24 protein-coding genes and 4 pseudogenes are annotated in these 25,012 nt (G+C 33.1%); 12 read left to right on the forward strand and 16 right to left on the reverse strand.

Translation table 11 applies throughout. The annotated features are described in order from the left end of the window. Window positions 1-7: 7 nt before the first annotated feature. The 4 genes and pseudogenes from MKY00_RS18220 to MKY00_RS18235 form a co-directional block, all read right to left on the reverse strand. The gene (locus tag MKY00_RS18220; RefSeq protein WP_000920433.1) at window positions 8-1,030 is read right to left on the reverse strand and encodes a FecCD family ABC transporter permease; all 1,023 of its coding nucleotides are present in this window, start codon (window positions 1,028-1,030) and stop codon (window positions 8-10) included. Then, window positions 1,023-2,030: a FecCD family ABC transporter permease gene (locus MKY00_RS18225; protein ID WP_001173062.1), complete on the reverse strand. Its 1,008-nt coding sequence runs from the start codon at window positions 2,028-2,030 to the stop codon at window positions 1,023-1,025. Before MKY00_RS18225 ends, MKY00_RS18220 begins: the two co-directional genes overlap by 8 nt. Before the next feature lie 27 nt (window positions 2,031-2,057). After that, a complete protein-coding gene (locus tag MKY00_RS18230; RefSeq protein ID WP_001035516.1) occupies window positions 2,058-3,023 on the reverse strand; it encodes an iron-hydroxamate ABC transporter substrate-binding protein in 966 nt (321 codons plus the stop codon). A 297-nt stretch (window positions 3,024-3,320) separates the two neighbouring features. Then, window positions 3,321-3,458 (reverse strand): annotated as a pseudogene (locus MKY00_RS18235) (exodeoxyribonuclease III); the annotation flags it as partial. A gap of 77 nt (window positions 3,459-3,535) precedes the next feature. On the opposite strand from MKY00_RS18235, the gene MKY00_RS18240 reads away from it, so the two are divergent. The 3 genes from MKY00_RS18240 to MKY00_RS18250 are packed head-to-tail and all read left to right on the forward strand — an operon-like array spanning window position 3,536 to window position 5,551. Further along, entirely contained in the window at window positions 3,536-4,132 is a 597-nt protein-coding gene (locus MKY00_RS18240) for a bifunctional transcriptional activator/DNA repair enzyme AdaA (protein ID WP_000282156.1), read from the forward strand. Further along, the gene (locus tag MKY00_RS18245) at window positions 4,113-4,643 is read left to right on the forward strand and encodes a methylated-DNA--[protein]-cysteine S-methyltransferase (RefSeq protein ID WP_016718277.1); all 531 of its coding nucleotides are present in this window, start codon (window positions 4,113-4,115) and stop codon (window positions 4,641-4,643) included. The genes MKY00_RS18240 and MKY00_RS18245 overlap by 20 nt, the downstream gene beginning before the upstream one ends. Continuing rightward, complete coding sequence (locus MKY00_RS18250; protein WP_016718278.1) at window positions 4,640-5,551, forward strand: DNA-3-methyladenine glycosylase family protein; 912 nt, start codon at window positions 4,640-4,642, stop codon at window positions 5,549-5,551. Before MKY00_RS18245 ends, MKY00_RS18250 begins: the two co-directional genes overlap by 4 nt. Window positions 5,552-5,588: 37 nt before the next feature. Here MKY00_RS18250 and pepT read toward each other — a convergent pair whose 3' ends face one another. Then, window positions 5,589-6,821 carry a peptidase T gene (gene pepT, locus MKY00_RS18255; RefSeq protein WP_016718279.1) on the reverse strand — a complete coding sequence of 411 codons (1,233 nt, stop codon included), beginning with the start codon at window positions 6,819-6,821 and terminating at the stop codon, window positions 5,589-5,591. A 195-nt stretch (window positions 6,822-7,016) separates the two neighbouring features. Here pepT and MKY00_RS18260 point away from each other — a divergent pair, with 195 nt between their 5' ends. Beyond that, complete coding sequence (locus tag MKY00_RS18260) at window positions 7,017-7,661, forward strand: YczE/YyaS/YitT family protein (RefSeq protein WP_016718280.1); 645 nt, start codon at window positions 7,017-7,019, stop codon at window positions 7,659-7,661. Window positions 7,662-7,752: 91 nt separating this feature from the next. Here the strand turns inward: MKY00_RS18260 and MKY00_RS18265 are convergent, their stop codons facing one another. From MKY00_RS18265 to MKY00_RS18280, 4 genes are all read right to left on the reverse strand, one after another. Next, window positions 7,753-8,070, reverse strand: a complete 318-nt coding sequence (locus MKY00_RS18265) for a hypothetical protein (RefSeq protein WP_016718281.1) — start codon at window positions 8,068-8,070, stop codon at window positions 7,753-7,755. 323 nt (window positions 8,071-8,393) lie between these two features. Further along, window positions 8,394-8,969 (reverse strand): histidine phosphatase family protein, encoded by a 576-nt coding sequence (locus MKY00_RS18270; RefSeq protein WP_016718282.1) that lies wholly within the window; start codon window positions 8,967-8,969, stop codon window positions 8,394-8,396. Window positions 8,970-9,003: 34 nt separating this feature from the next. Continuing rightward, complete coding sequence (locus MKY00_RS18275; protein WP_016718283.1) at window positions 9,004-9,819, reverse strand: alpha/beta fold hydrolase; 816 nt, start codon at window positions 9,817-9,819, stop codon at window positions 9,004-9,006. Between the two features lie 210 nt (window positions 9,820-10,029). Next, window positions 10,030-10,419 carry a VOC family protein gene (locus MKY00_RS18280; RefSeq protein WP_016718284.1) on the reverse strand — a complete coding sequence of 130 codons (390 nt, stop codon included), beginning with the start codon at window positions 10,417-10,419 and terminating at the stop codon, window positions 10,030-10,032. Window positions 10,420-10,982: 563 nt separating this feature from the next. Between MKY00_RS18280 and MKY00_RS18285 the strand changes: the two genes are divergently transcribed. The 3 genes from MKY00_RS18285 (at window position 10,983) to MKY00_RS18295 (ending at window position 15,409) form a co-directional block, all read left to right on the forward strand. Then, on the forward strand, window positions 10,983-13,709 hold the full coding sequence (locus MKY00_RS18285) for a sensor domain-containing protein (RefSeq protein ID WP_016718285.1): 2,727 nt from the start codon (window positions 10,983-10,985) through the stop codon (window positions 13,707-13,709). 145 nt (window positions 13,710-13,854) lie between these two features. Continuing rightward, a complete protein-coding gene (locus MKY00_RS18290; protein ID WP_016718286.1) occupies window positions 13,855-15,021 on the forward strand; it encodes a DUF2515 domain-containing protein in 1,167 nt (388 codons plus the stop codon). Continuing rightward, the gene (locus tag MKY00_RS18295; RefSeq protein WP_016718287.1) at window positions 14,984-15,409 is read left to right on the forward strand and encodes a CBO0543 family protein; all 426 of its coding nucleotides are present in this window, start codon (window positions 14,984-14,986) and stop codon (window positions 15,407-15,409) included. The genes MKY00_RS18290 and MKY00_RS18295 overlap by 38 nt, the downstream gene beginning before the upstream one ends. 50 nt (window positions 15,410-15,459) lie before the next feature. Here MKY00_RS18295 and MKY00_RS18300 read toward each other — a convergent pair whose 3' ends face one another. Then, complete coding sequence (locus MKY00_RS18300) at window positions 15,460-16,215, reverse strand: HAD-IIB family hydrolase (RefSeq protein WP_000668601.1); 756 nt, start codon at window positions 16,213-16,215, stop codon at window positions 15,460-15,462. A 78-nt stretch (window positions 16,216-16,293) separates the two neighbouring features. Between MKY00_RS18300 and MKY00_RS18305 the strand changes: the two genes are divergently transcribed. Further along, window positions 16,294-16,983: a Crp/Fnr family transcriptional regulator gene (locus tag MKY00_RS18305; RefSeq protein ID WP_001179788.1), complete on the forward strand. Its 690-nt coding sequence runs from the start codon at window positions 16,294-16,296 to the stop codon at window positions 16,981-16,983. Between the two features lie 59 nt (window positions 16,984-17,042). Here the strand turns inward: MKY00_RS18305 and MKY00_RS18310 are convergent, their stop codons facing one another. The 6 genes and pseudogenes from MKY00_RS18310 to plcA all read right to left on the reverse strand — a co-directional run bounded on the left by MKY00_RS18310 (window position 17,043) and on the right by plcA (window position 20,993). Further along, window positions 17,043-17,468 carry a YfmQ family protein gene (locus MKY00_RS18310; RefSeq protein ID WP_000214612.1) on the reverse strand — a complete coding sequence of 142 codons (426 nt, stop codon included), beginning with the start codon at window positions 17,466-17,468 and terminating at the stop codon, window positions 17,043-17,045. A gap of 21 nt (window positions 17,469-17,489) precedes the next feature. Then, a pseudogene (locus tag MKY00_RS18315) lies at window positions 17,490-17,741 on the reverse strand (LrgB family protein); the annotation flags it as partial. A gap of 92 nt (window positions 17,742-17,833) precedes the next feature. After that, window positions 17,834-19,267 carry a MocR-like pyridoxine biosynthesis transcription factor PdxR gene (pdxR, locus tag MKY00_RS18325; RefSeq protein ID WP_000454988.1) on the reverse strand — a complete coding sequence of 478 codons (1,434 nt, stop codon included), beginning with the start codon at window positions 19,265-19,267 and terminating at the stop codon, window positions 17,834-17,836. Window positions 19,268-19,453: 186 nt separating this feature from the next. Then, window positions 19,454-19,645 (reverse strand): hypothetical protein, encoded by a 192-nt coding sequence (locus MKY00_RS18330; protein WP_000006463.1) that lies wholly within the window; start codon window positions 19,643-19,645, stop codon window positions 19,454-19,456. Window positions 19,646-19,858: 213 nt separating this feature from the next. Next, window positions 19,859-19,972, reverse strand: a pseudogene (locus tag MKY00_RS18335) (GntR family transcriptional regulator); the annotation flags it as partial. A 31-nt stretch (window positions 19,973-20,003) separates the two neighbouring features. Next, window positions 20,004-20,993, reverse strand: coding sequence for a phosphatidylinositol diacylglycerol-lyase (gene plcA, locus MKY00_RS18340; protein WP_016718288.1), 990 nt, complete (start codon window positions 20,991-20,993; stop codon window positions 20,004-20,006). A gap of 333 nt (window positions 20,994-21,326) precedes the next feature. On the opposite strand from plcA, the gene MKY00_RS18345 reads away from it, so the two are divergent. The 4 genes and pseudogenes from MKY00_RS18345 to MKY00_RS18355 all read left to right on the forward strand — a co-directional run bounded on the left by MKY00_RS18345 (window position 21,327) and on the right by MKY00_RS18355 (window position 24,964). Beyond that, complete coding sequence (locus tag MKY00_RS18345; RefSeq protein WP_016718289.1) at window positions 21,327-22,124, forward strand: cell wall hydrolase; 798 nt, start codon at window positions 21,327-21,329, stop codon at window positions 22,122-22,124. A 310-nt stretch (window positions 22,125-22,434) separates the two neighbouring features. After that, window positions 22,435-22,494, forward strand: a complete 60-nt coding sequence (locus MKY00_RS30225; protein ID WP_392387545.1) for a hypothetical protein — start codon at window positions 22,435-22,437, stop codon at window positions 22,492-22,494. Beyond that, window positions 22,481-22,615 (forward strand): annotated as a pseudogene (locus MKY00_RS18350) (NAD(FAD)-utilizing dehydrogenase); the annotation flags it as partial. The gene MKY00_RS30225 and the pseudogene MKY00_RS18350, both read left to right, overlap by 14 nt. A 429-nt stretch (window positions 22,616-23,044) precedes the next feature. Beyond that, on the forward strand, window positions 23,045-24,964 hold the full coding sequence (locus MKY00_RS18355) for an LTA synthase family protein (RefSeq protein ID WP_016718291.1): 1,920 nt from the start codon (window positions 23,045-23,047) through the stop codon (window positions 24,962-24,964). Window positions 24,965-25,012: the final 48 nt, after the last annotated feature.

A 25,012-nucleotide genomic window follows, 5' to 3' on the forward strand; every position in this document is an offset into this window, starting at 1 on the left:
CCTCCTCTTACGCTTTCGCCTTATAAAGTAAATATAAGAAATACGGTACACCGACAATAGAAATAACGATTCCAACTGGTAACTCTACAGGTGTGAAAACTGTTTTTGCAATAAAGTCTGAAGCAATTACAAGAAACATTCCGATTACTCCGCACGTAGGAATGATATGCTTATGCTGAATACCGACAAGTCTTTTCGCTATATGCGGTGCCATTAATCCAATAAAACCAATACTCCCTGAAACAGCAACACATGCGCTCACAAGTCCGATACTACTTAATAGTAAAATTGATTTCTCTCTTTCTAGCGAAACACCTAAACTTGTAATACTCGTTTCTTCCAACTGAAATAAATCTAATAAATAAGCTTTCTTTTGTATGAGAGGAATTAATATGATAAGCCACGGCAACATGGCAATAATGTACTTCCAGTTTGCACTATATATACTTCCAGACACCCATACTGCAGCCATTTCAAAATCAGTTGACTTCATTTTGAGTGATAAATACATTGAAAATGCCCCAAATCCTGATCCAATTGCAATCCCTGTTAATAAAAGTCGCTGCGAATCTAACTTACCGTTTTTCCAAGAAAACAGATAAATGATGATAGCTGCACCTAATCCACCTACTAAACCAAACATTGGCATCATCATAATAGAAACCCAGTCTGTGCTTTTTAATTGTCCTTGGAAGAAAAACATAAAAATGACGATTGCTGTTCCTGCTCCGGCATTAACCCCTAAAATACCTGGGTCTGCCAATCCATTTCTCGTAATCCCTTGAATAACAGCACCTGCAACACCGAGACCTAATCCTACTAATCCAGCAATTATGATGCGCGGGAGACGGAACTCAAAAATAACTAAATCATGGTCTGGTACTGGATCTATTCTAAAGAGTGTTTTAAATACATCTGTAATCGTAATATCAAACGTACCATTCGTTAAACTAATATAAATAGCACATAGTATTAAAAATATAAGTATCCCCATCGTCATTCCGAAACGTTGATTTGAGCTTTTAAGCATGTCTCTCTCCTCCTCTTGTCCGGATTAAATACAGGAAGAAAGGAATTCCAATTAAAGATGTTACGACTCCAATCGGCGTTTCAAATGGATAATTTACAAATCTACTTAAAACGTCACATAACGCTAGAAAAACGCCGCCAATAACGCCTGCACATGGTAAAATCCACTTATAATCTACTCCAATTATAAAGCGAGTAATGTGCGGAATAATTAAACCTACAAAACCTACTTTCCCCACTAAAGCAACTGCTGTTCCTGTTAAAAAGATTACTGATAAAATAGCCATTGCTTTAACTAGTTTTGTACGCTGCCCTAGGTTAATAGAAACTTCTTCTCCTAAAGAAAGAATCGTAATAGATTTTGATATTAACAGTGCTAAAACTATTCCAATTACCCCAAAAGGTATTGTGATTTTAATTATATTAGGATCAACTTGATCTAACTTTGCATTAAACCAAAAACTAACATTTTGAGAAATTTGGAAATATGAAGCCATCGCGGCCGATACACTACTTAAAAATGTTCCAATAACCGTTCCGATAATTGCCAACCTAACTGGCGATAAGCCATTTTGAAGGAGTGAACCAAAACCAAATACGATACCGGCTCCTAATGCAGAACCAATCATTGAACATACAACCATACCAATCGATGACATTCCTGGAAGAAAAATCATACAAAGTGTAATAACAAAAGCTGCCCCATCCGTCACACCCATAATAGAAGGGGATGCAAGATAGTTTCTTGTCATCCCCTGCATAAGTGCTCCTGATATGGCTAGAAATGCTCCAACTAAAAGAGCTGCAACTACCCTTGGTAAACGTGAAGTAATAATGATATTATGATTTACATCACTTGAATCAAAATGAAATAACGCGTTCCACACCGTTTCAGCATCAATACTTTTCGCCCCATACAAAATAGAAAGTATAACTGTAAATAAGATGAGTATGGGTGCTATACATAATATGGTTACTGGTACTGCATTTGTTTTCTGCATATCATTCAACGCACCTTACTTAAAATATTATTTAGATAAATTTTTCACTGCTTCTTTTAAGAATGCTGTTTTACTCCAAGCAGTACCACCTTGTGCCATTGGATCCACAACGTTTACAAATACTTTCTTTTCTTTCGCAGCATTCATACTTTGCCAAATTGGATTACTTTCAATTTCTTCTAGCACTTTCGGGTTTTTATTTTCAGTTGTTTCATATTGTAAGAAAATATAATCCGGGTTAAGTTCAGCAAGTTTTTCAAATGAAATCTTCTCTTGTGCTTTTACAGTTTTTAATTGTTCTGGAGCAGTTAGCCCAAGATCTTTATAAATTACAGGGTTGAAGTATACTCCTTCTGGATATAGGAATAATTCGTTTGCCCTTAGTCTAATAACAAGTACTTTTTTGTCTTTTAACTTATCTCCTAGTTTTGCTTTTGCTTTTTCAGCGTCCGCATTGTAATCTTTAATAATTTTTTCCGCTTTATCTTTTTTGCCAGTTAATTCTCCCATTAACTTTAAGTTATCTTCCCAATTTGTTGAAACATGTGATACCGGGAATGTAGGAGCTACTTTCGTAAATTTTTCAGCTGTTTCTGCTGGGAATTTCGTACTTGATGTAATAACATCTGGCTTTAATTGAAGTAATGTTTCGAAATTTGGTTCCATTTTCTCACCAACAGATTTTGCACCCTCTAAATCTTTCTCAAGATACTTCGGTAATTTACCACCAACAGTAATTGCACCTACTGGCTTAATACCAAGTACCGCCGCATCTTCCATTGACTCTAAACTAGCTGTCGCAATTTTATCTACTTTTGCTGGCACTGTATATTCTTTACCTAAATATGTAATTTTTCGTTTTTCGTCTTTTTTCGTCTCACTAGCCTTTGTCTGTTGTGTTTTTTCTCCTGAAGTTTTATCTGCACTATTACATGCTACTAGCCCTACGCTTAAAACTGTAACCATCCCTAATGTAAATAACTTCTTATTCATCTTTATACATCTCCTCTCGAATTTTCAAAACTATATTCTCAATAAAATTTAACTATATGAAACTTGTCTTACATATATTTCATTAGATTAATAATTCTATCCAGAACTCATTCGCGTTCACTTCCCCTAAGCTATAATTCTTTTATACCTCATCCATTGATAATTATTTTCATTGATAATGATTATCGTTACTAAGTATATATTTAATACGCAATTATTTCAAGAAAGATTTGAAAAATTTTAACAAAATGAATAAAAAAGAAGTATCCGCCTAATGTTAGGGGGATACTTCTTTTTTTAGAAATTTATATGTAATTCAACTGGGCCATGGTCTGATTCCATTACTTCACTATTAATTTTCGCCTCTGTTATTTTGTCTTTCATTCTTTCGGAAACAACAAAATAATCTAAACGCCATCCAATATTTTCACCTTTGTAATCTTGCTCTTACATTTGTGAATACATACATACGCACTTTATTCAGGTTATACTAATTTCAGAGGTGATGTTCTTTGTACAATGAAGGAGTTACGTTAACAAATGAGCATTGGCAAGCGATTATTCATAATGATTCTTCCTATGATAGCAAGTTCTTTTATGCTGTGAAATCAACCGGAATCTTTTGCAGGCCATCATGCAAATCAAGAATACCGAATAAAAACAATGTACGAATTTTTCATCATGCAGAGCAAGCGTTAAGTGAAAATTTTCGCCCGTGCAAACGTTGTAAACCAAATGGGCTCACTTTACCTAATGAAGAGTGGGTAGAACAAATTAAAAAGTATATCGAAAAACACTTTGATGAATTATTAACTCTCGACATACTTGCGGAAATGTGCCATGGTAGCTCATTTCATTTACAACGCACTTTCAAAAAAACGACAGGAATAAGTCCTATAGAATATATACAACAGTTCAGAATTGTTAAAGCGGCAGAACAACTATTACAAACAAATCAATCCATTAAAGAAATTAGTAATGCTGTTGGGATAGAAAACCCAGAATATTTCGCAACTTTATTCAAAAAGAAAACAGGATTTACGCCTACTGCATATCGAAAAAAGAATGAAATGAAAGAGGGTTACAATAATGAATTCCTACAAAAATGATTATATATATTGGACGCTACTTACACATGAAAATTGGCAATTTCATATTGCTGCAACTGAAAATGGACTATGTTTCATTGGATCACAAGATGAGACCTTTGAAGAATTAAATATATGGGCTAGAAAAAAGCTTCCCCAACATATATTGATCCATAGTCCAGATTACTTACAAGTATATACAAAAGAAATTATCGAGTATTTAGAAAACAAGCGAGAAACTTTTGCATTTCCTATCGATGCTTACGGAACTGAATTTCAATTATCTGTTTGGAATACAGTACGTGAAATTCCTTATGGGAAAACATATTCTTACACAGAAATTGCCGAAAGAATTCAAAAATCTAAAGCGGTGCGTGCCGTTGCTACTGCTATTGCAGCTAACCCACTTCTTATTACGATTCCTTGCCATCGTGTTATTGGAAAGAATGGGAAACTAACTGGCTTTAGAGGGGGATTAAAAATGAAGAAAGAATTGCTTACATTAGAAAAGTCGCAGGTAGAATTCTTATGACAGCAGAATATAGTAACGCATTAACTTTAGCAGTGCCAACAGAATTTAGTTTCCAAGAAAATTTACGCTATCTATCACGTTCTAACAATGAATGTATATTTCACATTGAAGACAACAAAATTTATAAAGTTATCTCTGTTCACGATGTAAATCCTTTAGTTGCAATTAGTATGAATACAGATGGGCATATTCAAATACGTTTTTTAGAAGAATTATATACATCTGAAGAATCGATACACGAAGCTGTAGCTAACTATGTGAAGGATTGGTTTGATTTAACTACTGATTTAGCTCCCTTTTATACATTGGCTAAACATGATGTACTCCTTCAAAGACCAATTGAACAATATTATGGACTTCGTACTTTAGGTATTCCAGACTTATTTGAAGCACTTTCCTGGGGAATTATCGGTCAGCAAATTAACCTCACATATGCTTATACGCTAAAAAGAAGATTAGTCGAACACTTTGGAAATTATGTAGAATGGAACGATAGAAAACATTGGATATTCCCTTCTCCTGAAACGATTGCCAATTTACATGTAGAGGATCTCAAAAACTTAAAAATGACGACTAGAAAATGTGAATATTTAATCGGTATTGCAAAGCTTATTACAGAAGGAAAACTATCAAAAGAATCTTTACTGCAAATACAAGATGTGAAACAAGCTGAAAAACAATTAACCGCTATACATGGTATAGGACCGTGGACTGCCAACTATGTTTTAATGCGCTGTTTACGCTTTCCTTCTGCCTTTCCAATTGACGATGTTGGCTTGCACAATGCAATTAAATATATAACAGGTTCCGAAAGTAAACCGACTAAACAGGAAATAAAAGATTTTGCGGCAAATTGGATGAACTGGGAGTCTTACGCAACTTTTTATTTGTGGCGAGTATTATACTAAAAAACCAAGTAGCACATCTGCACTACTTGGTTCTTTTTTAAGCTTGTTCTTCAAATCGTCTTGCAATCTCTACAATAACTTGAACAGCTTTTTCCATAACATCTACCGAAACATACTCGAATTTACCGTGATAGTTTTCACCACCTGTGAAAATATTCGGCGTTGGTAATCCCATATATGATAACTGTGATCCATCTGTCCCGCCGCGAATCGGATGAATGTTTGGTTCAATATTTAAACTTTTCATTGCCTCATATGCAATATCAACAATTTCTCTCACTGGTTCAATCTTTTCAAGCATGTTATAGTATTGATCATTCATTTCTAAAACGACTGCATCTTGTCCATACTTCTCTTGCATTTGCTTCACAATATTTTCAACGTTATGTTTACGCGCTTCAAAATTTTCACGATCAAAATCTCGAATAATATAATACGCTTTACTTTGCTCAACATCACCATTTAAAGAAAGTAAATGATAGAATCCTTCATAGCCCTCAGTATATTCCGGCGCCTCTTCTACTGGTAAATACCCATTAAACTCCATAGCAAGTTTAGTTGCGTTACGCATTTTATTTTTCGCTGTTCCAGGATGTGTATTCGTTCCGTTAAACGTTAACTTAGCACCTGCAGCATTAAAGCTTTCATATTCTAAACCACCTAATGGACCTCCATCCATCGTATAAGCGAATGATGCACCAAACGCTTCTACATCAAAATGTGCTGGGCCACGGCCAATTTCTTCATCCGGCGTAAATGCAACTCTTATTTTTCCATGCTTAATTTGTGGATTATGTACTAAATAGTTCATTGCAACCATAATTTCTGTCAAACCAGCTTTATCATCTGCTCCAAGAAGTGTCGTACCATCCGTTGTAATAATCGTATGACCTTTATAAGATGGTAACTCTGGGAATTGCTCTGGTGTTAACACAACATTTAGCTCTTCATTTAACGTAATTGCCTTCCCGTCAAAGTTTTCATGAATTTGTGGTTTTACATTTTTCCCTGTAAAATCTGTCGCCGTATCTAAATGTGCTAAAAAGCCAATTACAGGAACATCCTTATCCGTATTAGCAGGAAGTGTTGCCATTACATAACCGTTATCATCCATCGTCACTTCTGTTAACCCAATTTCTTTTAGCTCTTCCACTAATAACTTACCAAATTCAATTTGTCCAGGTGTTGTTGGCACTGTATGACTTTCTTCATTTGATTGCGTATCAATTTTTACATATCTCGTAAATCTTTCAATAAGTTCTTGTTTCAAACTCGTTCACTCCCTTTTATATTTCTTTCTCTATTATAATCCTTGAGACGAAATATTTTAACTTTTTTGACTGTGAATACATATATTTCATTTGCATTTTAGCTATTTTAAATACCAGCTGAAAAGTCGTAATATTTGTACATTAGAACTCTTACATGTAATATACATAATTATACAATATGGGAGGTTTTAAAAATGAGGCTAACTCTCTTTCGCTATTTTCTTTTTTTCTTAGGATTAATTTTTTTCGGCCTTGGAAATGCTCTTGCAGTAAAAGTTAAATTTCTCGGTTTACATCCTTGGGAAGTTTTAAACATGGCTCTCTACCAAAGGTTTGGATGGACTATTGGTACGTGGAGTGTCGTATGTGGATTATGTCTCGTTCTCATTTCTTTACTAGTAGATCGAAAATACATAAATGTAGGAACATTTTTAAATGCACTACTTATCGGTCCGATTATGGACTTTTTCTTACAATCAAATATTCTTCCAAACGCTAGTGATTATTTATGGTTAAACTTACTCATTTTATTTTCTGGCATTGCCATTACAGGTATCGGGGGAGGTATGTATGTTGCGGCTGGAATCGGCGCTGGACCTCGTGATGGATTCATGCTTACTATTTCCGACAAAACCGGTCTATCTATTAGCCGTGCTAGAATCATAGTAGAATGCGTTGTACTAGTTATTGGATTTATGCTCGGTGGCCCTGTTTTTGTCGTAACTTTTCTATACACTTTTATTCAAAGTCCAATCTTCCAGCAATCATTTAAAATGTTTCAAACACTCCTACATACTTTACAAAACAAAAACAAAGAGCAAATTAATGAAAATTTATAAAACACAACTTAATACAAATAAATTCACCCTATTTACGGCTCTCACCGCAAATAGGGTGTTTCTTTTTCATCTCACAATTTAAGAATATATGCTACTCATTCACAATAAAAGTATATACATCATTATAAATACAACCATTCACCCTAATAACATACTTCCCTGGTTTACTAAAACGAATTGTGTATTTGTTTAGCTGAATTGCTTCTTTATCTCCAGAAAGAACATCAATGCTTCTGCCACTTAATACATATAATTCATTTAGATTCATCGATACATCAATTGCATTGAAATTCTCCTCTTTCACTTGCTGTACTTCCGCAGCGCTTACACTTGGTTCTAAAAACAGTAGTCCACTTAATCCAATCGTCCCCGCTAAAGCAACTCCCGCAAACTTTTTAATTTGTTTCATTACAATGACCTCCTTATAGATTTTGCGTAAAGGTGATGTCTCCCCTTACACCACAAAGCCTATATGTAATGAAATAAAAAGTAAACGAGGACAGTAAGACAAAATTCTACATCTTTTTCTCCTATTGAATATAAATCCAACGTTTGGAGTTTTGTCACATTTAAAATTGTTTACTTAAACCAACTTTCAATTATATTATTCAGAAACTGAATAATTACTTATTGATTTAACATTCTAAAAATAGTTGATAAAAATACTTTCTATTCAAATAAGAAGATTTTGCTATAAAAGTAACTTTTACAATAAAGCCCATACAACCAATTTTATTCTGCTTTCCATAATCTCTCTACATTCATTAATTGTTCTTCTTTAAACTCCATCTTATATATATCTGGTTTTGACGTATTCATTAAAAATTCGAAACCATATTGCTTATCAAAATAATTCATCATGAGTGTCATGACAAGTCCATGTGTACCAATTATAATTTTTTGTCCTTGAAAATCCATTAAGATTTCTTTTAATACTTTCACTACCCTTCTTTGGCAATCCGCATATGACTCTCCTTCCGTTCGTGCAAAGTCCGGATTAGAGAACATCTTCTTTACAAGTGGATACACTTCTTTATCTGCTATAACTTGATCTCCACTGGAAAACATACACTCCTTAAGATTTTCATATATTAATATTTCTTTTTCATAGAAATCGGCTGTTTTTTCTATCGTTAATACCGCTCTCTTATACGGACTTGAAATGAAAGTATCGATTCCCTCTGTTTTTAATATCTCTGTTACTCTATGAGCGTCTAAACTTCCCTTTTCAGTTAATCCACGTGTTCTTTCACCCTCTTCTAATTTTGGTGATTCACCGTGCCTAACCATATAAATATATGTATTCATACTTCCTCCTCGAAAATATTAATTCATTCATATTTTATAAACTTTGCTGATTTGTCCGTTTAATCCATTCTCCTACTAAACTCTCGAACAATTCAGGTTGTTCAATTTGTAAATTATGCCCTGCCATATCTAACACCGCTAATGTCGCTCTTGGATAATCATCAATAATTTCTATAATATCTTGATAACCTACGGATATATCTTGTCTTCCAGCTAGTAAAAGAACAGGTTTCTCATATTTCATATGACGAAAATTCATAGTAAGAGAGTAATTTTTTTGCAACCTTTCAATAAACTCATAATTAGCAATATCTAGTCCCGGCTTAATCTCCTCTTTAAATCTCGTATATGTATATTCATTCGCGACCACTGCTAACTCGCAAAATTCTTCTCTATCAGTTGAAGTAAGCTTATTTAAAAACTCCTTATCTTGTACAATTACCTGTTTATTCGGGCGGATCCTTTTTTCTTGCTCCGCTACAACAACAGGACATACTAATAGTAATCCATTAACTCTTTCAAACAGCTTTGTGAGTATACCTCGAGCTAAATATCCGCCATAGGACTCCCCTACTAATAAAAAGTTTTTCGTTGGAATAATTTTTTCAATACATGCAATTAACAGTTCTAACATATGATCTGAACTATTTATCCAATCTGGAGCATTCGATTTCCCCATGCCAGGTAAATCAATATATATTCTTTGGTAACCTTTATATTTTTCGAATACTGATTCCATGCACCTCTGCATTAACCTATGATCAGGTGCACAGCCATGTATAATAATGGCAGGTTTTCCTTCGCCAATGATTTCATAATATATTTCTGCATCCTTAATCCGGCATATCATAAAAAAGTCCCCCTAGTGTTCTATTCATCTTTACAGGCACCCCTCTCACCCCCATAGGAATACACGTTCTTATTTTATAACTTTTCAGAATATAATTTCAAATTTTGTTTTTCAGATTCCAAATAAAAAAAGCCTTCCATGAGTGTATCTCCTCAAAAGAAAGCTCTCTTACGTATTTCCTCCTACTTGAACTTCAAGCATAATTACACATTATTCTTCTAATTTCATCAACACAATTCTCCAGCCATCTGGATCCTCTATCGTTATCCCCTTATCTTTCCAATATGGGTTCTCTGGTTCGACTTCATCATATCCCAATGCATGCAACCTTTTACTCACCTTTTTCATTTCACTATCTTCATGCATATAAAATACGAGTAAATTATCTTTTGTCGGAGCTGGACATGGGCTCCCATCTATATGTCTTGTAAATTCTAAATGATACTCTTCACCTGGGAGTCCAAACATGACCCCATCATAGCCTTCATGATTATAGAATTCACCTATACGTTTTAAGCCCAATCCTTTTTCATAGAATTCTATCACCTTTTCAAACTGATCAGTTGGACGTGCTATTCGAAACTTCACCCAATTCTTCATACTTTTCCTCCCATACTAAATGTTTTATATACGCTTACGTACTATTGTATATACGTAACATCTTTTTGAAATCCCTCATTCGTATGAGAATAGATGCATACAAAAGTTTAGTTTATACTTTATAACAAAAACATTTTCCATAAAGTGAAACTTTAATCAGTGAGGGGATTTTCTTCATCCCCCACTGATTATCAGCCCTCACCAATCGGACTTTTATGGGCAGCCCGACCCCCACCTAACTTCTTTGCTTTCGCTGAATTTTGAGGTGGGAGTCTTACTGCCCATTAAAATGGGATAAAATAGAAAGTAATATTTATGCAATTTTGCATATTTACTTGCAAAGCACTAAAAAACATTACAATTTTAAAAATGATTTAATATACAGCTTCCATTCAATTTTCATCAAACTATTTTGTGATATTTTCCCAATTACAAATTCATTACATTCTTCGTTACTTTACTCAGAAGCATGATTTTTCCTAATAAATCTGATACAATTTGCAAGTAATATTCTTACGTATGGATATTATGAATACAGTGTATACTTTAAGAAGGTGATTCTATTGCAGTTAAATAAAAATTTACAATTACGTATATTAACAATAACCACACTTTGCTATTCCAGCTATTGTCTTACATATTTCTTTTTGTTCCCTGTGCATTTTTCTGATTTCAATGTACGCTTCTCTTCTCTCATCGTTGAAGGCATCGCATTCATATCATTAATTTACTCTCTATATTCCAAAAAAGTTTGTACTGATTTCTTTTGGTTATGTATTACTTTCGCAATGGGCAGTTTTTTATTAGGAAAAATAATATATACGTTTCAACATGAATTTTTCCAATTCCCAGTACATCACTTTACTTTTTCAGATATATTTTACATGCTATTTCTATTCTTCTTCCTTATCGCTTTTTGCTATAAGATTTTAAAGGAATGTAATAAGTGGGAAAAAGCTTTCTTTATTTGCGATATATGTATAGTACTCGCTTCCATACTCACATTAGAATGGTATTTATTTAATCAACCAGATTTAAGTATTTTCTCTCTACCAATAGGGGAAATTTTCCTTTCATTTTTATATCCAATTGCAGACCTACTCTTTTTACTACTAGGTGCTAGTCTCATTTTTCGCCCAACTGCTTTTAAGTCGAAATGGAAAATATATATTTTTATTTTTGTATTAATAAGTTCTGCAGCTTTTAATTATATTTATTTTTATTTAAATACTCATTTATCGCATGACACTGTAGCATTATTACGACTTTTATATAGAATACCACTATTACTTGTTGCAATAGCTGCTTCTATTCCAAACGGTCTTACGAATAATACAAGCTATTTCATTGTAAACCCTATACTAGGAAAAAAAGTTTTAGTCGCGTTTCCATATCTTGCTGTTACATTTCTAATTGGCTTTACCCTTAAAGAACAAACATCTTCTTCCATTCTTATTACGGGAAACTGTATCACTTTTGTTTTCGTACTCATTCGCCATTCTATTGGAGGTATGCAAAACAAGAGTTTAACAGAACGTTTGCAACTCTTTAATGCACAATTAGAAGAAAAAGTTGCTGTACGAACTTCTGACTTAGTTCAAAAATCAGAAGCTTTATCTCAGAAACAACAAAAATTCGAATCATTATATGAATATCATCCCGATCCTATTTTTACTATTGATTTAAATGGCATTTTCTTAAATGCGAACAAAGCAGGAGGTATGCTACTTGGAGTCTCTACAAGTGAATTGCTTGGCAAGCCTTGTCTTTCTATTATCTTAAGCGAAGATAAACACAAATTATCATCCGCATTAGAAAAAGTAAAAGAGCAGGAGCCTACTTCTTTACAACTACGTTCTCAATACAATAATGGCTTTACTTATTTTTTATACGTTACCATCGTCCCTATCATGGTAGATGGACAAATTTTAGGAAGCTATATTATGGTAAAGGATATTACTGTATTCAAAAAACAACAAGAAGAAATAAAATATTTAGCATTCCATGATACTGTAACGAAAATTGGGAACCGTGCCTTTTTCCATAAGAAATTAAAAAGAATTATAAAAAATGCTAAAACGACAGAAAGCGAGTTTGCATTATTATATTTGGACTTAGATCGCTTTAAAGCAATTAACGATACACTTGGACATTCGGCAGGGGATTACATATTAGAAGAAGTAGCGAAGCGATTCCAATCCTGTCTTCCATCACATACTCATCTGTCAAGAATCGGTGGTGATGAGTTTACAGTCTTAATTGAAAACTATACTGATGAAGATTCTTTATTCGAGTTATGCAACCAGTTATTTGAATGCATGGAAAAATCGTTTGTCATACATGAACATACATTAAGTTTATCACTAAGTATTGGCATCGCTATTTATCCATATTCCGGAATCGATACCGCTACACTTCTGAAAAACGCTAATGTTGCAATGTATGATGCGAAAGCAAAAGAACTTAATTCTGTCTCTATTTATGATGACGTAATTGCAAACAAAATTGAAAGACGATTACGATTAGAAAAAGATTTACCAAATGCAATTCAAAATGAAGAATTGTTCCTTTTATATCAACCTCAAGTTGATAGCGAATCTAACGACATTATCGGTGCTGAAGCTTTAATCAGGTGGAATCATCCTGAATTAGGTATTATTTCTCCATACGAGTTTATTCCGATTGCAGAAGAAACACTACAAATCATTCCAATAGGAAAATGGACATTACAACAAGCATGTCAACAAATGAAACGTTGGCATACACTCGGATATTCTCATTTAAAAATAGGCGTAAATTTATCTGCTAAAGAATTTGAACAAGAAGATTTTGTAAAGTCTATTTCTGCTACATTAACAAATACAGGTTTACCAGCAAGTTCTCTTGATCTTGAATTAACAGAACGAATTGCAATGATGGATGAGCGAGAAACATTAATAAAACTGCGTACACTAAAGAGTTTAGGCGTTCACATTTCAATTGACGACTTTGGTACAGGTTATTCTTCGCTAGCTTATTTACCTTTATATCCAATCGATACGTTAAAAATCCCGAGAGAATTTATTACAATGTCTGAAACATGTGACGATGGAATGGAAATTATTAAAACGATCATCACATTAGCAAATACATTAGGAATGTCAGTTATCGCTGAAGGTGTAGAAACGAAAGAACACGTGCGTTTCCTTCAAAAAAATAATTGTCAATTTATTCAAGGTTACTACTACAGCAAGCCTATTCATGCTGATTCATTTTCTACTCTTCTCAAAAAAGGTGTTCATTCTCTGTAACGTAAATACATACAAGAAAAGGAAAGAAGAGACGGACTCATCTTTCCTTTTTTGTACTTTGCAACTTTTCATTTCCTTCACATATCATTTATGTAAGTAGTTACTAATATATTTATGATAACAGACTTGAATAGGAGGGAATTACATGCACCACGACAATCCAAATCATAAACTTTCCAAAAACATTCCTCTATCCCTCTTCTCAATAAAAAACGAGCTAAAACAAAAATGCATCAACGTAAATAACTTCCTTGCTCCCCTTTCGAACGAAGAAAAAGTATTCATACATACAATTAAAGAAAGAACAAAATTATTGAATCAAAATAATGTTACAAGAACTCGTGCTTACTATCAATTTTACAAAAGATATCCTGAAATACATTGGGCATTACTTGGGCATATGGTATCGCGGAACGGCGGTTGGAATATGACCGATTTAAAGGGGGATTTATATACGAAATTGTTATCTGATAACGATCAATTTACTTTCTTTTCTTTTTTAGAACGGGGTAATTGGCTTATCTTTCAAGATGTGTATCCACAATTTTTATTATATGAACAGAGTGTTAAAAAAAACAAAAATCTTTTTCATCTCCTCCCTCACCTCAATGTGTCAACATTTATGGAAACGATGTGGAACTTTTTTTGGAAAACTGGAAACAAACAAATATTAACGATTGCGACTATTATTAATGAACAAAACTACTTAGAAAAAAGAGTGATTCAAAATAAATACTTCAAAAAAAATGTACTAAATAGTATTGGATTTAAACTTTTTGATTTCTTTCAATTTAATCATATTCTCTTCCCTTTCTCTGAAGAAAATACTGTACAAAAAACAATATTAATTGGTGATACAATGAAACATTTCACTTCCTTACACGAACGAATTTTGCTCGGAAAACGATTATATACATTATTGTTTCATGATGAACACGTTTTAGCTCGTATACTACAATGGGCTGACACTCATCCACATACTGGATCACGAAAAGATTATTGGCCACATTTATTTTCAAGTGTGAATGAATCCTTTTCAAGAGAGTTTTATAAACGAAGAATAAAGAAATGCCAATTAAAAAGTGATGCCCACCGTATATATAGCCCTGCACTTATGTATGTATGGAAAAATATGAAACATGAAGAAACAGAACATGAAGATTGGTTTAACAACTGGCAAGTCATACATTATTTAACCGATAAGGAGGAAAGGATACATGGACAAATTACAGAAGACTACTGTAAAACACTCGAAAAAATTGAGTTGGCAATTCTTGCAAAGAAAAACGTCCTCCTTCGAGAAGAAGAATAACCTTTTCGCATTAGTTATTACAATCTTATTCTCTTCTATTATCGGAACTTGCTTAGATGCTTTCTTTGTTGCGAAACAAATGTATTCCTTTCCGGTTAGACCTTTCTCATCCATATTTTCAATTAACATTGGCTTTACTTTATTTGTACTACCGATTTTAACAACGATTTTCATACAAATTTCAAAAACATTATCTACAGTTTCTAGAATTCTATTTATTATTTCAATAGGTATTTGTGCTAGCATTTTTGAACAGATTTCTGAAAGATTCGGTTTCTTTATTCATAGTTTGGATTGGAATCATACATATTCTTTATTTGGCTATATGATTTTCTTTTCTTTTATCTGGAAAGTATATTATTTCATAATTAATAAAAAAGAGTACTAAAAGGCTAGCAAACCTTTTCGTACTCTTTTTTATTATGTTTCATATATTTATTACGCATATAATTCGGATAACTCAATTATTTTATTAACAATACTTTGTTCATCTATTTTTAAACATGTGGATGCATGACCCAATAATACTTCATGACTCCCAACACAAATGCTTTCCTTAGCGTGTAGAAACATTGATAAATCGTTCGAATCATTACCAAACACTACGAATTCTCTCTCTTTTATACCCAATCGTTGTAACCCTACCCATTTATCAATATTCTCAGGGCTTATATCCACAATCCCTTCATTATCATGTTCATAAATACGTATAGGAAGTTCTGTTAACATATTCATAATATATTCTTTTTGAACATGGTCAGGAAATAATACCACCTTCACTACTTCCTTAATTTCATCAATATGTACATTATTAGCCAATTGATTAGGATCTATGTTTTTGTAGATAGGATGATTCTCGCTTCCTGTATAAGAATAATTCCAATGACTATCTATCAAATATGAAAGGCTATGTTTCTTTATTATTGAATGTATAGCACTTACCGTTCCTGGATCAAAAGTTATAACTTCAATAGTCTCCTTTCCCTTTGCAATAAATGCCCCATTCCCACCAATCATTGAATAATGATGCATATGATTTGGTAGCACCGGTAATAAGTCCCTAATCGGTCTAGCTGATGCAAATATAACCTCATGCCCTTTACTTTGACATACGTCTAGCGCGTGAATTATCCCTTTCGTTACTGCGTTCCCTTTAAAACAAATAGTACCATCAATATCAAAAATAAATTTCATATACATCACTCCTTTCTTTTTAATGTATATGAATTATTTTATAATAGAAAGGACAGATGTCCCAAAAGGAGAAACATTATGCAAAATATTGTAGATAATACCTTATTATTAAGCTACTTAAATAACGAGTACATAAAAAAACTATTCCAACAATTCAATCATCCATTTAAGATCCTTAGATATGAAGCGAAAGAAACTGTACTACACGAAGGCGAAATGATTGATGGCCTATATATTCAAATGTCAGGTCGTACAAAAATAACTTCAAGTGTAATTACAGGTAAAGCATTATTACTAAGATTTTGTTCTGCCGTTTCTATCATGGGAGATATTGAATTAATTCAGTCCGTAAACATACAATCTCATGTAACCTCCGAACAACAGACGGATTTTCTTTTTATTGATAAAAATTATGTAACAAGTTACTTATTACAAGATGTAATCTTCCTTCAAGAACTCATTCATCACGTCACTTATAAACTACAAACCTGCACAACAGCTTCACGTATCAATTTACTAGCTTCTGTGGAAACACGCTTTGCTAGTTATTTATGTACAGCCCGAAATCCATCTAATTTATTTGGGCGCGAAATTCATACTAAAGATCATCATGAAATCGCCTCATTAATCGGGACAACTACCCGTCATCTTAATCGAGTCATTGAAAAACTAATAGCTAACAATATCATGCATAAAAATAATAAACAAATTGTTGTTGACGATTGGAAAGCTATTGATACCCTTTCAAATGGACTACGATATGAATAAAAATTTAATAATTATATAACCCGCTTTAATAAAGAGACCGTTTTTATAACGATCTCTTTTTAAGCATAATCTTCAGTTATTGCTAATGATGTAGGATTTTGAAGGCGTTTTGAACGCAAACGATAGGCAACGATTTTCTTTTTATATTGCTTTATTACATCAACATGTTCCTCATGACTATACAGAGAAAATCGAACCTCTTTATTCCCTTTCTTCGTGTTAATAACGATTGGTGTTCCTTCCCCGTGCGGCGGAAAATAATGTTTATCTAAAAATAGAGCTTCGTTAAATTCATGAATAACTTGTAGTTTCGTTTCCCCCTCTATATTTTTTCCGTCTATCAATATAGTGGTATTCTCTTCCTCAAGTTTTTGATGCAATTCAAATCTACTAATAATTGATTCTACAACAGAAGTCGGCATACTAGAAACTAGTACTTTAATCGCACCAAAAATAAATAATGTAACTATAAACCATGTTGTCATTTTCATCATCTCCATTACATTTTAAAATATAAATTTCGTTCCATACGGTATAATTATACTAATAAGTATTCCGGTTACAATCATCGTCACCGAACCGATCGTCGCTTCTTTCTCGCCTTCCTTCACAAGACGACTTACCCCGATAATATGTGATGAGCAGCCCATTCCCACTCCTTTTCCAATTGTACTCGTTATACGGAAAAACTTAAGTACTGTTGGTCCAATAATAGCACCTGTGATTCCTGCAACAACTACAAAACTAGAAGTCATAGACCAACTAAGCTAAATATATATATCACGCATACTTGAAGTAAAAGTGTCACGTACTTCATTTCTTCTCCTCTTTTCACTATCTCACATCCATGTTATGAAATCTCATTTAACGTATCAGCAAACCGTGCAATTCCAAGTTGAATTTGTTCTATATTCACTCTCCCAAAAGTAAAACGAATATATTCACTTTTAGTACCTAAAACACTTCCCGGAACAAACGCTACACCATTTCGTATAGATTCGCCTAATAAATGATATTCATCAAACGTTCCTTGCACTTTGCACCATAAATGTATTCCACCCTCTGGAACAAAAAATTCAACCTGATCCCCTAATATTTCTTTAAGCTTTCTAATTAACGCATCTCTTCTTTCTTTCAATTGTCCACGAAGCATTGTAATATGTGCATGAAAATCTTCTGATTCTAAAAATTGATTTGCCACCCACTGTGTAAATACACTATGGCCAAAATCAACTTGCTGCTTCGCATCCGCTAAACGCTCTATTACACGCGTAGGGCCAATTACCCAGCCAATACGTAATCCTGATGCAACAATTTTTGATAGTGAACTTATATAAAGAACATTCCCGTTTTGATCCATTGATTTTAATGTTGGATTCACTTCACCATTAAATGAAGTTAAACTATACGGATCATCTTCTACAATCGGTATGCCAAATTCAGAAGACAGTTCTAAAATCTTTTTACGTCTTGCCAATGAAAGCACGGTTCCAGTTGGATTTTGATAATCCGGATTTAAAAATACCATACGAATACGATGCTTTTTATGCAAATCAATTAAGTCATCTGGATTCATTCCATGCTGATCAACAGGTAAATGGAATATTTTTAAGCCAGCTGATTTAAATATCGGCAGTGAAAAACAATACGAAGGGTCCTCAATTGCAATCGCATCACCAGGTTTTAATAAGCATTGAACGATAAGATTAAGTGCCTGTTGTGCTCCAGATGTAATAAGGATAGAATTCGAATCTGCTTCAATTTGTTTATATTGCTGAACATGTGCTGCAATTGTTTTTCTCAACATTTCATTTCCAAGTGGATGGTCATAACCGAGGTTTTCCATAAATGTTTTCTCCGACAAAATCGTTCGGAATCTATCACTCGGAATTAATTCTGGTGACAATTCACCACTCGCTAAATTAATTAAGTCGTTTTTTTGTGTTTCCGTTCGAATTTGTTGAACGAGTGGTACATTAGGTAAGAATGACCCATCCTCGACGTACCTACCCCAGTTTGGTATTCGTTTATGCGAAACACCCCATATATCTGTATTCACCCGCGTTCCGCTTCCTTTTTGCCGTTCTACTACTCCAAGTGATTTTAATTCTTCATATGCAGCTACTATCGTACTCCTATTCACTTGTAATTCTTTTGCTAACATACGCTCAGAAGGTAACTTACTGTCAGAAGGAAACTCACCTGAAGAAATACCCCTTTCAATATAACCCGCTATTTGTTTATATACAGGCGTCTTATCTGCACGATTTGGTTTCCATTCCATATAGTTGCCTCCTTTCAAAACGAACTATCCTCAATTTATTACTAACAGTATTCACCGTAAAAATAGTATTAATTAGTCACATTTTCTCATCCAAAAATGGATATATTAAAATAGCTCCGTCTCTAATTACTCGATAGCTTCTGAAATTCCAGCTTCATGCTCTCGTTGCAGTTCGGTTACAAACTATCAAATTATTACCGCATACCATGTTACCCCTAGCAGTAGAACAAAAAGAAGGACAATATAGATGGCAGATAAATTTTTCACATTTCTCTTTGTGGACTTGCCGTAATTCTCCTCTACATTTCGTGCAACTAGCACGGTCCCAAACAGTGATACAATTACAATAATAACGACTAGTGAAATCGCAAAGCTCATTGTATTTTCACCTCTCTAAGGCCAGTCTATTTTTATTAAGAACTTCCTCTTTAAAACGTTGATAACATACTACCTTTCTTCTCTTATCATAATAGATGTTTGCAAAAAACGGACCAACCACTTTTATATTTTTTTGCTCATCCACTTTAAAAATAAAAAGCAACTGAACACTTATGATCAGTTGCTTTTTCCCAGGATTATTTATGCCAATTTTCATTTGAAATTAATTCGATTTAAAAGTTTAGTCTTTTCATAATGAAACATCGATTGAGATAACTCGAAAATTGTTCCATTTACAAGGTACACTGTATTTTCAATAAGAAGCGACGTATTTTATCGCTTCTTATCCTCATCATCTTTATTCTTTTATAAGTGACTTATTCGCTCTTATAACTTCTTGATACAGCAGTGGTGACCACTTTTCATTTATATAGTCTTGAATAATCCAGCCTACTCTTGTAGGGTTCTTTTGTTTTATATAGTTTGCAATTTCAGGATTTATATAAGAGCCATAGTAATATGGACTATTCCATGCTGTACCACCAGAAGACAAGCTTGTAAAATTAATATATAGATGATTTAAATCCTCGCTATCGTTCATCGTTTCATTTATCGTATCTTTAATAGATTTTACTTTCTCATCATAACTCACTTTATATTTATCTTGTACTGTTACATGTACATTTTGATTTACAGTTGTGGTAAACGTCTCATTATCTGGCCAATAGAAATTATTATATCCTCCAGATTCATTACTACCACCATATCTTTTTAGTAGTACAATTTTCCCACGAGCATCTCCCAATTTTATATTTCCTTCTGTTTTTAAAAAGATAGGATCCACAAAATAACTTTTTTCAAACGTATTACTAAAGGAACTTTCTGCTCCTTTCATATCCTCATACTCTTTTTTTAAAGACATAATAATCGTTTCGCTTGGGTTATCTTTTAAAAATTGTTTCGCTTCGTTTATGAATTCATGCAGTGTTACATAAAGATACAATGGCCCATGATGAAGGACTATCGTATTATCATCTGTTAAACGTCCTCTTATATCAAAAATACGAGCTCCATGATCCATTTGGTAACGAAAATCATATTCTTGCGTCATTCCCCATACTTGCTTTATTGGATTTTGTAATTTGAACGTCCCGCTATCATGTGTTCCTGGAATTGAAATTCGTGCTAATGGGATATTATCAGGTATAGGTTGCATCCACTTTGACCAATTTTCAAACTCATTAACAGAGCTTGTTGCAACTACTTGCTCATCATGTAAAGCAAATACAAATGTGATAAATATCGTACTACATATAAATAATTTCAAAATAAATTTCTTACTGCTCATTATCATTCCTCCTTTTTCTGTTTTATATCAAACTTATTGAATATAATATAATCTGGTGAGTAAAAAATAAATAACATTTCATAAATATGAAATATTACATAGAAGTAAAGTTAAAAAATCATTCACATATCCTAAATTAGAAAAATTTAAAGGAACTTCAATGTATTTTAATATGCAATATTTCATATTCGGACTCTACACTAAATAAATAAGAAACTTATAATGATTATTTATTTTATATGTGCTAATATACTTACATTAAAATATTATATGTAGACATTTTAAGCTACATTACTTAACCGTTTTACCTTATTTTTCCTAGGAGGATTTACAATGAAATTATTAAAAATAAAACATATAATCCCTTTATCTGCAGCTGCAATTACATTCGTATGTAGTCACAGTACAGCTGAAGCTTCTACCATTCATACAGTAAAAAAGAATGATACACTTTGGGGCATTAGTAAACAATACGGCGTTTCAATACAATCCATTAAACAGGCTAATAATAAAGGAAACGATCAAACTTTCATTGGCGAACAGTTACATATCCCGGGTTCCGTCAACTCAAATGAAATCACTGTTCGCCAAAACGCCAAGCCTGCGAACATTTCTGGACAAATTATTTATCAGGTACAACCGGGAGATTCATTAGAAACGATAGCAAAGCGTTACAATGTTACCGTTCAATCTATAAAACAAATGAACAACACAATCGAAAACAAGCTTTATACAGGACAACATTTAAAAATCAACTCAAGTATTTCAGAAAAAGAAAAAGACTTAATGGCACGCTTAGTTACCGCTGAAGCAGGTGGCGAATCATATAAAGGAAAAGTAGCAGTAGCTAAAGTTATACTAAACCGTGTAAACGCAAAAGGTTTTCCAAATACAATAACAGGCGTTATTTATGAACCTATTAAATACGGATATGCATTTACTCCTGTTACAGATGGAAGAATTAATCAGCCTGCAAGCGCAGAAGCAAAAATGGCTGTAGAAGAGGCTATCTCCACAAATGGAATACATTCTGATTGGCTTTATTTCTATAACCCGAAAACATCAACAGACAAGTGGATTACGACACGTCAAACAGTAGCAGTAATTGGTAACCACGTCTTCGCTAAATAACATTTAAAATCATTAACAGACCTCTTCACTTAAAAGGTCTGTTTTTTTGTATGTAAGAATTTATTTATCATGTGATATAGTGGTCTTTGAAAACTAATTCTTCTTGTAAATAAAGACACTTGTATTTACTTCATCACTCTAAGAAATTAAAAAAGCATCAAGTTCAAAAACTCCCCTTTATTAATAAAATTTATTTCTTACCTTCATAAAATTGTTATACACTAGAAAAATAAAAAACAAACTATTCGTTAGCAGGTGAAAGAATATGTATGATGTTACAATTATCGGCGCTGGAGTAAGTAGCATTTTTATGGCTTATTCACTAGTTAAAAGTAACAAAAAAGTTTTAATTGTGGATAAAACTCAATAATCATTTTGAAACGAGTATACATGGCCTATTTTTAGTTGGGGATTGTTCAGGCGTCACTCATTCATTATCTCAAGCTGCTGCAAGTGGGTTATATGTTGGAAAATATTTATCTCACATTTAATTCCCTTCATTCAGATTGCAATTAAATATTTTAACTTCCATAGTAATAGCTTACTATTTCCCCACAAAAAATCAGGGTTTTATGAGATACATATTTAACATAGCCATTGACATTCAATTCTCACAAATTGAATGTCAACAGTTTTAAAATCCTCTATTCATTTCCATTTTCATTTGTTCGATATTTTGTAACATCATCATAGTGTTTAATATGTTAGGATGTCTATAAGTATTTTTTACTACAACTATGACTTTTTCTGCTCTGTTCTAAGAAATAGATTTACGCTTTAAATTTCCTCATTGTACGTATGTGAATACTTTATATTATTACCTTTAGAAACCATTAGCTAAATGGTTCAGTATACTATAATAGTTATAAAAATATAATATATAACACAAGTTAAATAAATTACCAAAAGAAGGAGTAAAAATGAAAAATAAAATCAATTTACAAATGCAAAATATAAGCTTTGTTTTAATAATTGCTTTAGCAGTATGGTTAAAAACATATCTTATTACAAGATTCAGTTTTGATTTAAAAATTGAATCTTCTACACAAGAGCTTATTTTGTTTATTAGCCCGCTCGCTGCATCATTAGCTTTTGTCGGATTAGCATTATTTGCAACCGGTGAAAAAAGAAATTATATCGCGCTATGTATCAACTTCGTATTAACAATCGTACTCGTTGGAAATGTAATGTTCTATGATTTTTATAGCGATTTCGTTACGTTACCAGTACTTGGACAAACATCAAACTTCGGCCAATTAGGCGGCAGTATTATAGAAATATTGAACTACAAAATTATACTCGCATTCGTAGACATTATTTTCTTCTTTATTTTATTGAAGAAAAAATCAATAGTCTTCCAAACAGGACGTGTAACTCATCCGGCACGCTTGTTATATTTTCTTTTAACGATTGGTGTATTTTTTGCTAATCTACATCTTGCAGAAAAAGAGCGACCTGAACTATTAACAAGATCATTTGACCGAGTTATGCTTGTTAAAAATTTAGGACTATACACGCATCAAGTTTATGATTTAACACTGCAAGTAAAAGCAGGATCACAAAAGGCACTTGCTGATAGTAGCAAATTACAAGAAACTGAAAACTACGTGAAGGCAAACCAAAGTGAGCCGAACCCTAATATGTTTGGTGTAGCGAAAGGAAAAAACGTAATTGTTGTCACTCTTGAATCCCTGCAAACCTTTTTAATAGGAGCAACAGTTAACGGACAAGAAGTTACACCATTTTTGAATGAATTCATAAATGAAAGCTATTACTTTGATAACTTTTTCCACCAAACTGGGCAAGGAAAAACATCCGATTCTGAATTTCTAATCGATACGTCGTTATATCCATTAAATCGAGGAGCTGTATTCTTCACACATGGTAATAATGATTATACTGCGACTCCAGAAATTCTACGTCAGCAAGGTTATTTCACTTCTGTATTCCATGCGAATAACGCCACATTTTGGAATCGTAACATCATGTACTCTGCTCTCGGTTATGATCGTTACTATAATGAACTTGATTACAAAATTACGCCCAAAACAAATTTAAATTGGGGCTTAAAAGATATCGAATACTTTGATCAATCAGTAGATATATTAAAAACTGTTGATCAACCATTTTACGCTCGTTTTCTTACTTTAACGAACCATTATCCATTTACGTATGATGAAGATACACAATTCATTGAACCATATAACTCTGGTAATGGCGTATTTGATCGTTATATTGTAACAGCACGTTACTTAGACGAATCAATAAAAAAATTTATTGAGCGTTTAAAAGCCGAGGGAATGTATGATGATTCTATTATTGTTTTATATGGTGATCATTATGGCATTTCTGAAAAACATAATCGCGCGATGGCACAGTTTTTAGAAAAAGATCAAATAACAGAATTTGATACTTTAAATTTACAACGCACACCTTTATATATTCATATCCCTGGACAAACAGAAGGTCGAACGATTTCAAAGCCTACGGGACAAATCGATATGAAACCTACTATTCTCAATTTATTAGGAATTGATACTACAAACGATATTCGTTTTGGCCATGATATGTTTTCGGATGAATATGCCGGTTTTGTTGTTTTACGTGATGGTAGCTTCATTACAGACAAGTATGCATACAAAAACAATACTTTCTATGACCGCATAACAGGTGAAATTGTAGACTTACCAAAAGAAGAAGCAGAAGCACTCATTAAACGTGCACAAAATGAATTACGAATGTCTGACAAAATTATTGAAGGCGATTTATTACGTTTCTCAGAAAGTAATAAAATTAAAACTGGTGAAGTACAAACTAAAATTAAAGAGACTGAAAAATAATCTTAATATGAAAAGGGAGCAACTCGTTATAGTTGCTCCCTTTTATTC

Source organism: Bacillus sp. FSL R9-9834 (genome assembly GCF_038006905.1).
Classification (GTDB): Bacteria; Bacillota; Bacilli; order Bacillales; family Bacillaceae_G; genus Bacillus_A; species Bacillus_A pacificus.

Coding starts and splice junctions, on each gene's coding strand:
- MKY00_RS18220 (WP_000920433.1), bottom strand. CDS start 1,030: ATGCTTAAAAGCTCAAATCAACGTTTCGGAATGACGATGGGGATACTT.
- MKY00_RS18225 (WP_001173062.1), bottom strand. CDS start 2,030: ATGCAGAAAACAAATGCAGTACCAGTAACCATATTATGTATAGCACCC.
- MKY00_RS18230 (WP_001035516.1), bottom strand. CDS start 3,023: ATGAATAAGAAGTTATTTACATTAGGGATGGTTACAGTTTTAAGCGTA.
- MKY00_RS18245 (WP_016718277.1), top strand. CDS start 4,113: ATGAATTCCTACAAAAATGATTATATATATTGGACGCTACTTACACAT.
- MKY00_RS18250 (WP_016718278.1), top strand. CDS start 4,640: ATGACAGCAGAATATAGTAACGCATTAACTTTAGCAGTGCCAACAGAA.
- MKY00_RS18260 (WP_016718280.1), top strand. CDS start 7,017: ATGAGGCTAACTCTCTTTCGCTATTTTCTTTTTTTCTTAGGATTAATT.
- MKY00_RS18265 (WP_016718281.1), bottom strand. CDS start 8,070: ATGAAACAAATTAAAAAGTTTGCGGGAGTTGCTTTAGCGGGGACGATT.
- MKY00_RS18270 (WP_016718282.1), bottom strand. CDS start 8,969: ATGAATACATATATTTATATGGTTAGGCACGGTGAATCACCAAAATTA.
- MKY00_RS18275 (WP_016718283.1), bottom strand. CDS start 9,819: ATGATATGCCGGATTAAGGATGCAGAAATATATTATGAAATCATTGGC.
- MKY00_RS18280 (WP_016718284.1), bottom strand. CDS start 10,419: ATGAAGAATTGGGTGAAGTTTCGAATAGCACGTCCAACTGATCAGTTT.
- MKY00_RS18290 (WP_016718286.1), top strand. CDS start 13,855: ATGCACCACGACAATCCAAATCATAAACTTTCCAAAAACATTCCTCTA.
- MKY00_RS18300 (WP_000668601.1), bottom strand. CDS start 16,215: ATGAAATTTATTTTTGATATTGATGGTACTATTTGTTTTAAAGGGAAC.
- MKY00_RS18305 (WP_001179788.1), top strand. CDS start 16,294: ATGCAAAATATTGTAGATAATACCTTATTATTAAGCTACTTAAATAAC.
- MKY00_RS18310 (WP_000214612.1), bottom strand. CDS start 17,468: ATGACAACATGGTTTATAGTTACATTATTTATTTTTGGTGCGATTAAA.
- pdxR (WP_000454988.1), bottom strand. CDS start 19,267: ATGGAATGGAAACCAAATCGTGCAGATAAGACGCCTGTATATAAACAA.
- MKY00_RS18330 (WP_000006463.1), bottom strand. CDS start 19,645: ATGAGCTTTGCGATTTCACTAGTCGTTATTATTGTAATTGTATCACTG.
- plcA (WP_016718288.1), bottom strand. CDS start 20,993: ATGAGCAGTAAGAAATTTATTTTGAAATTATTTATATGTAGTACGATA.
- MKY00_RS18345 (WP_016718289.1), top strand. CDS start 21,327: ATGAAATTATTAAAAATAAAACATATAATCCCTTTATCTGCAGCTGCA.
- MKY00_RS18355 (WP_016718291.1), top strand. CDS start 23,045: ATGAAAAATAAAATCAATTTACAAATGCAAAATATAAGCTTTGTTTTA.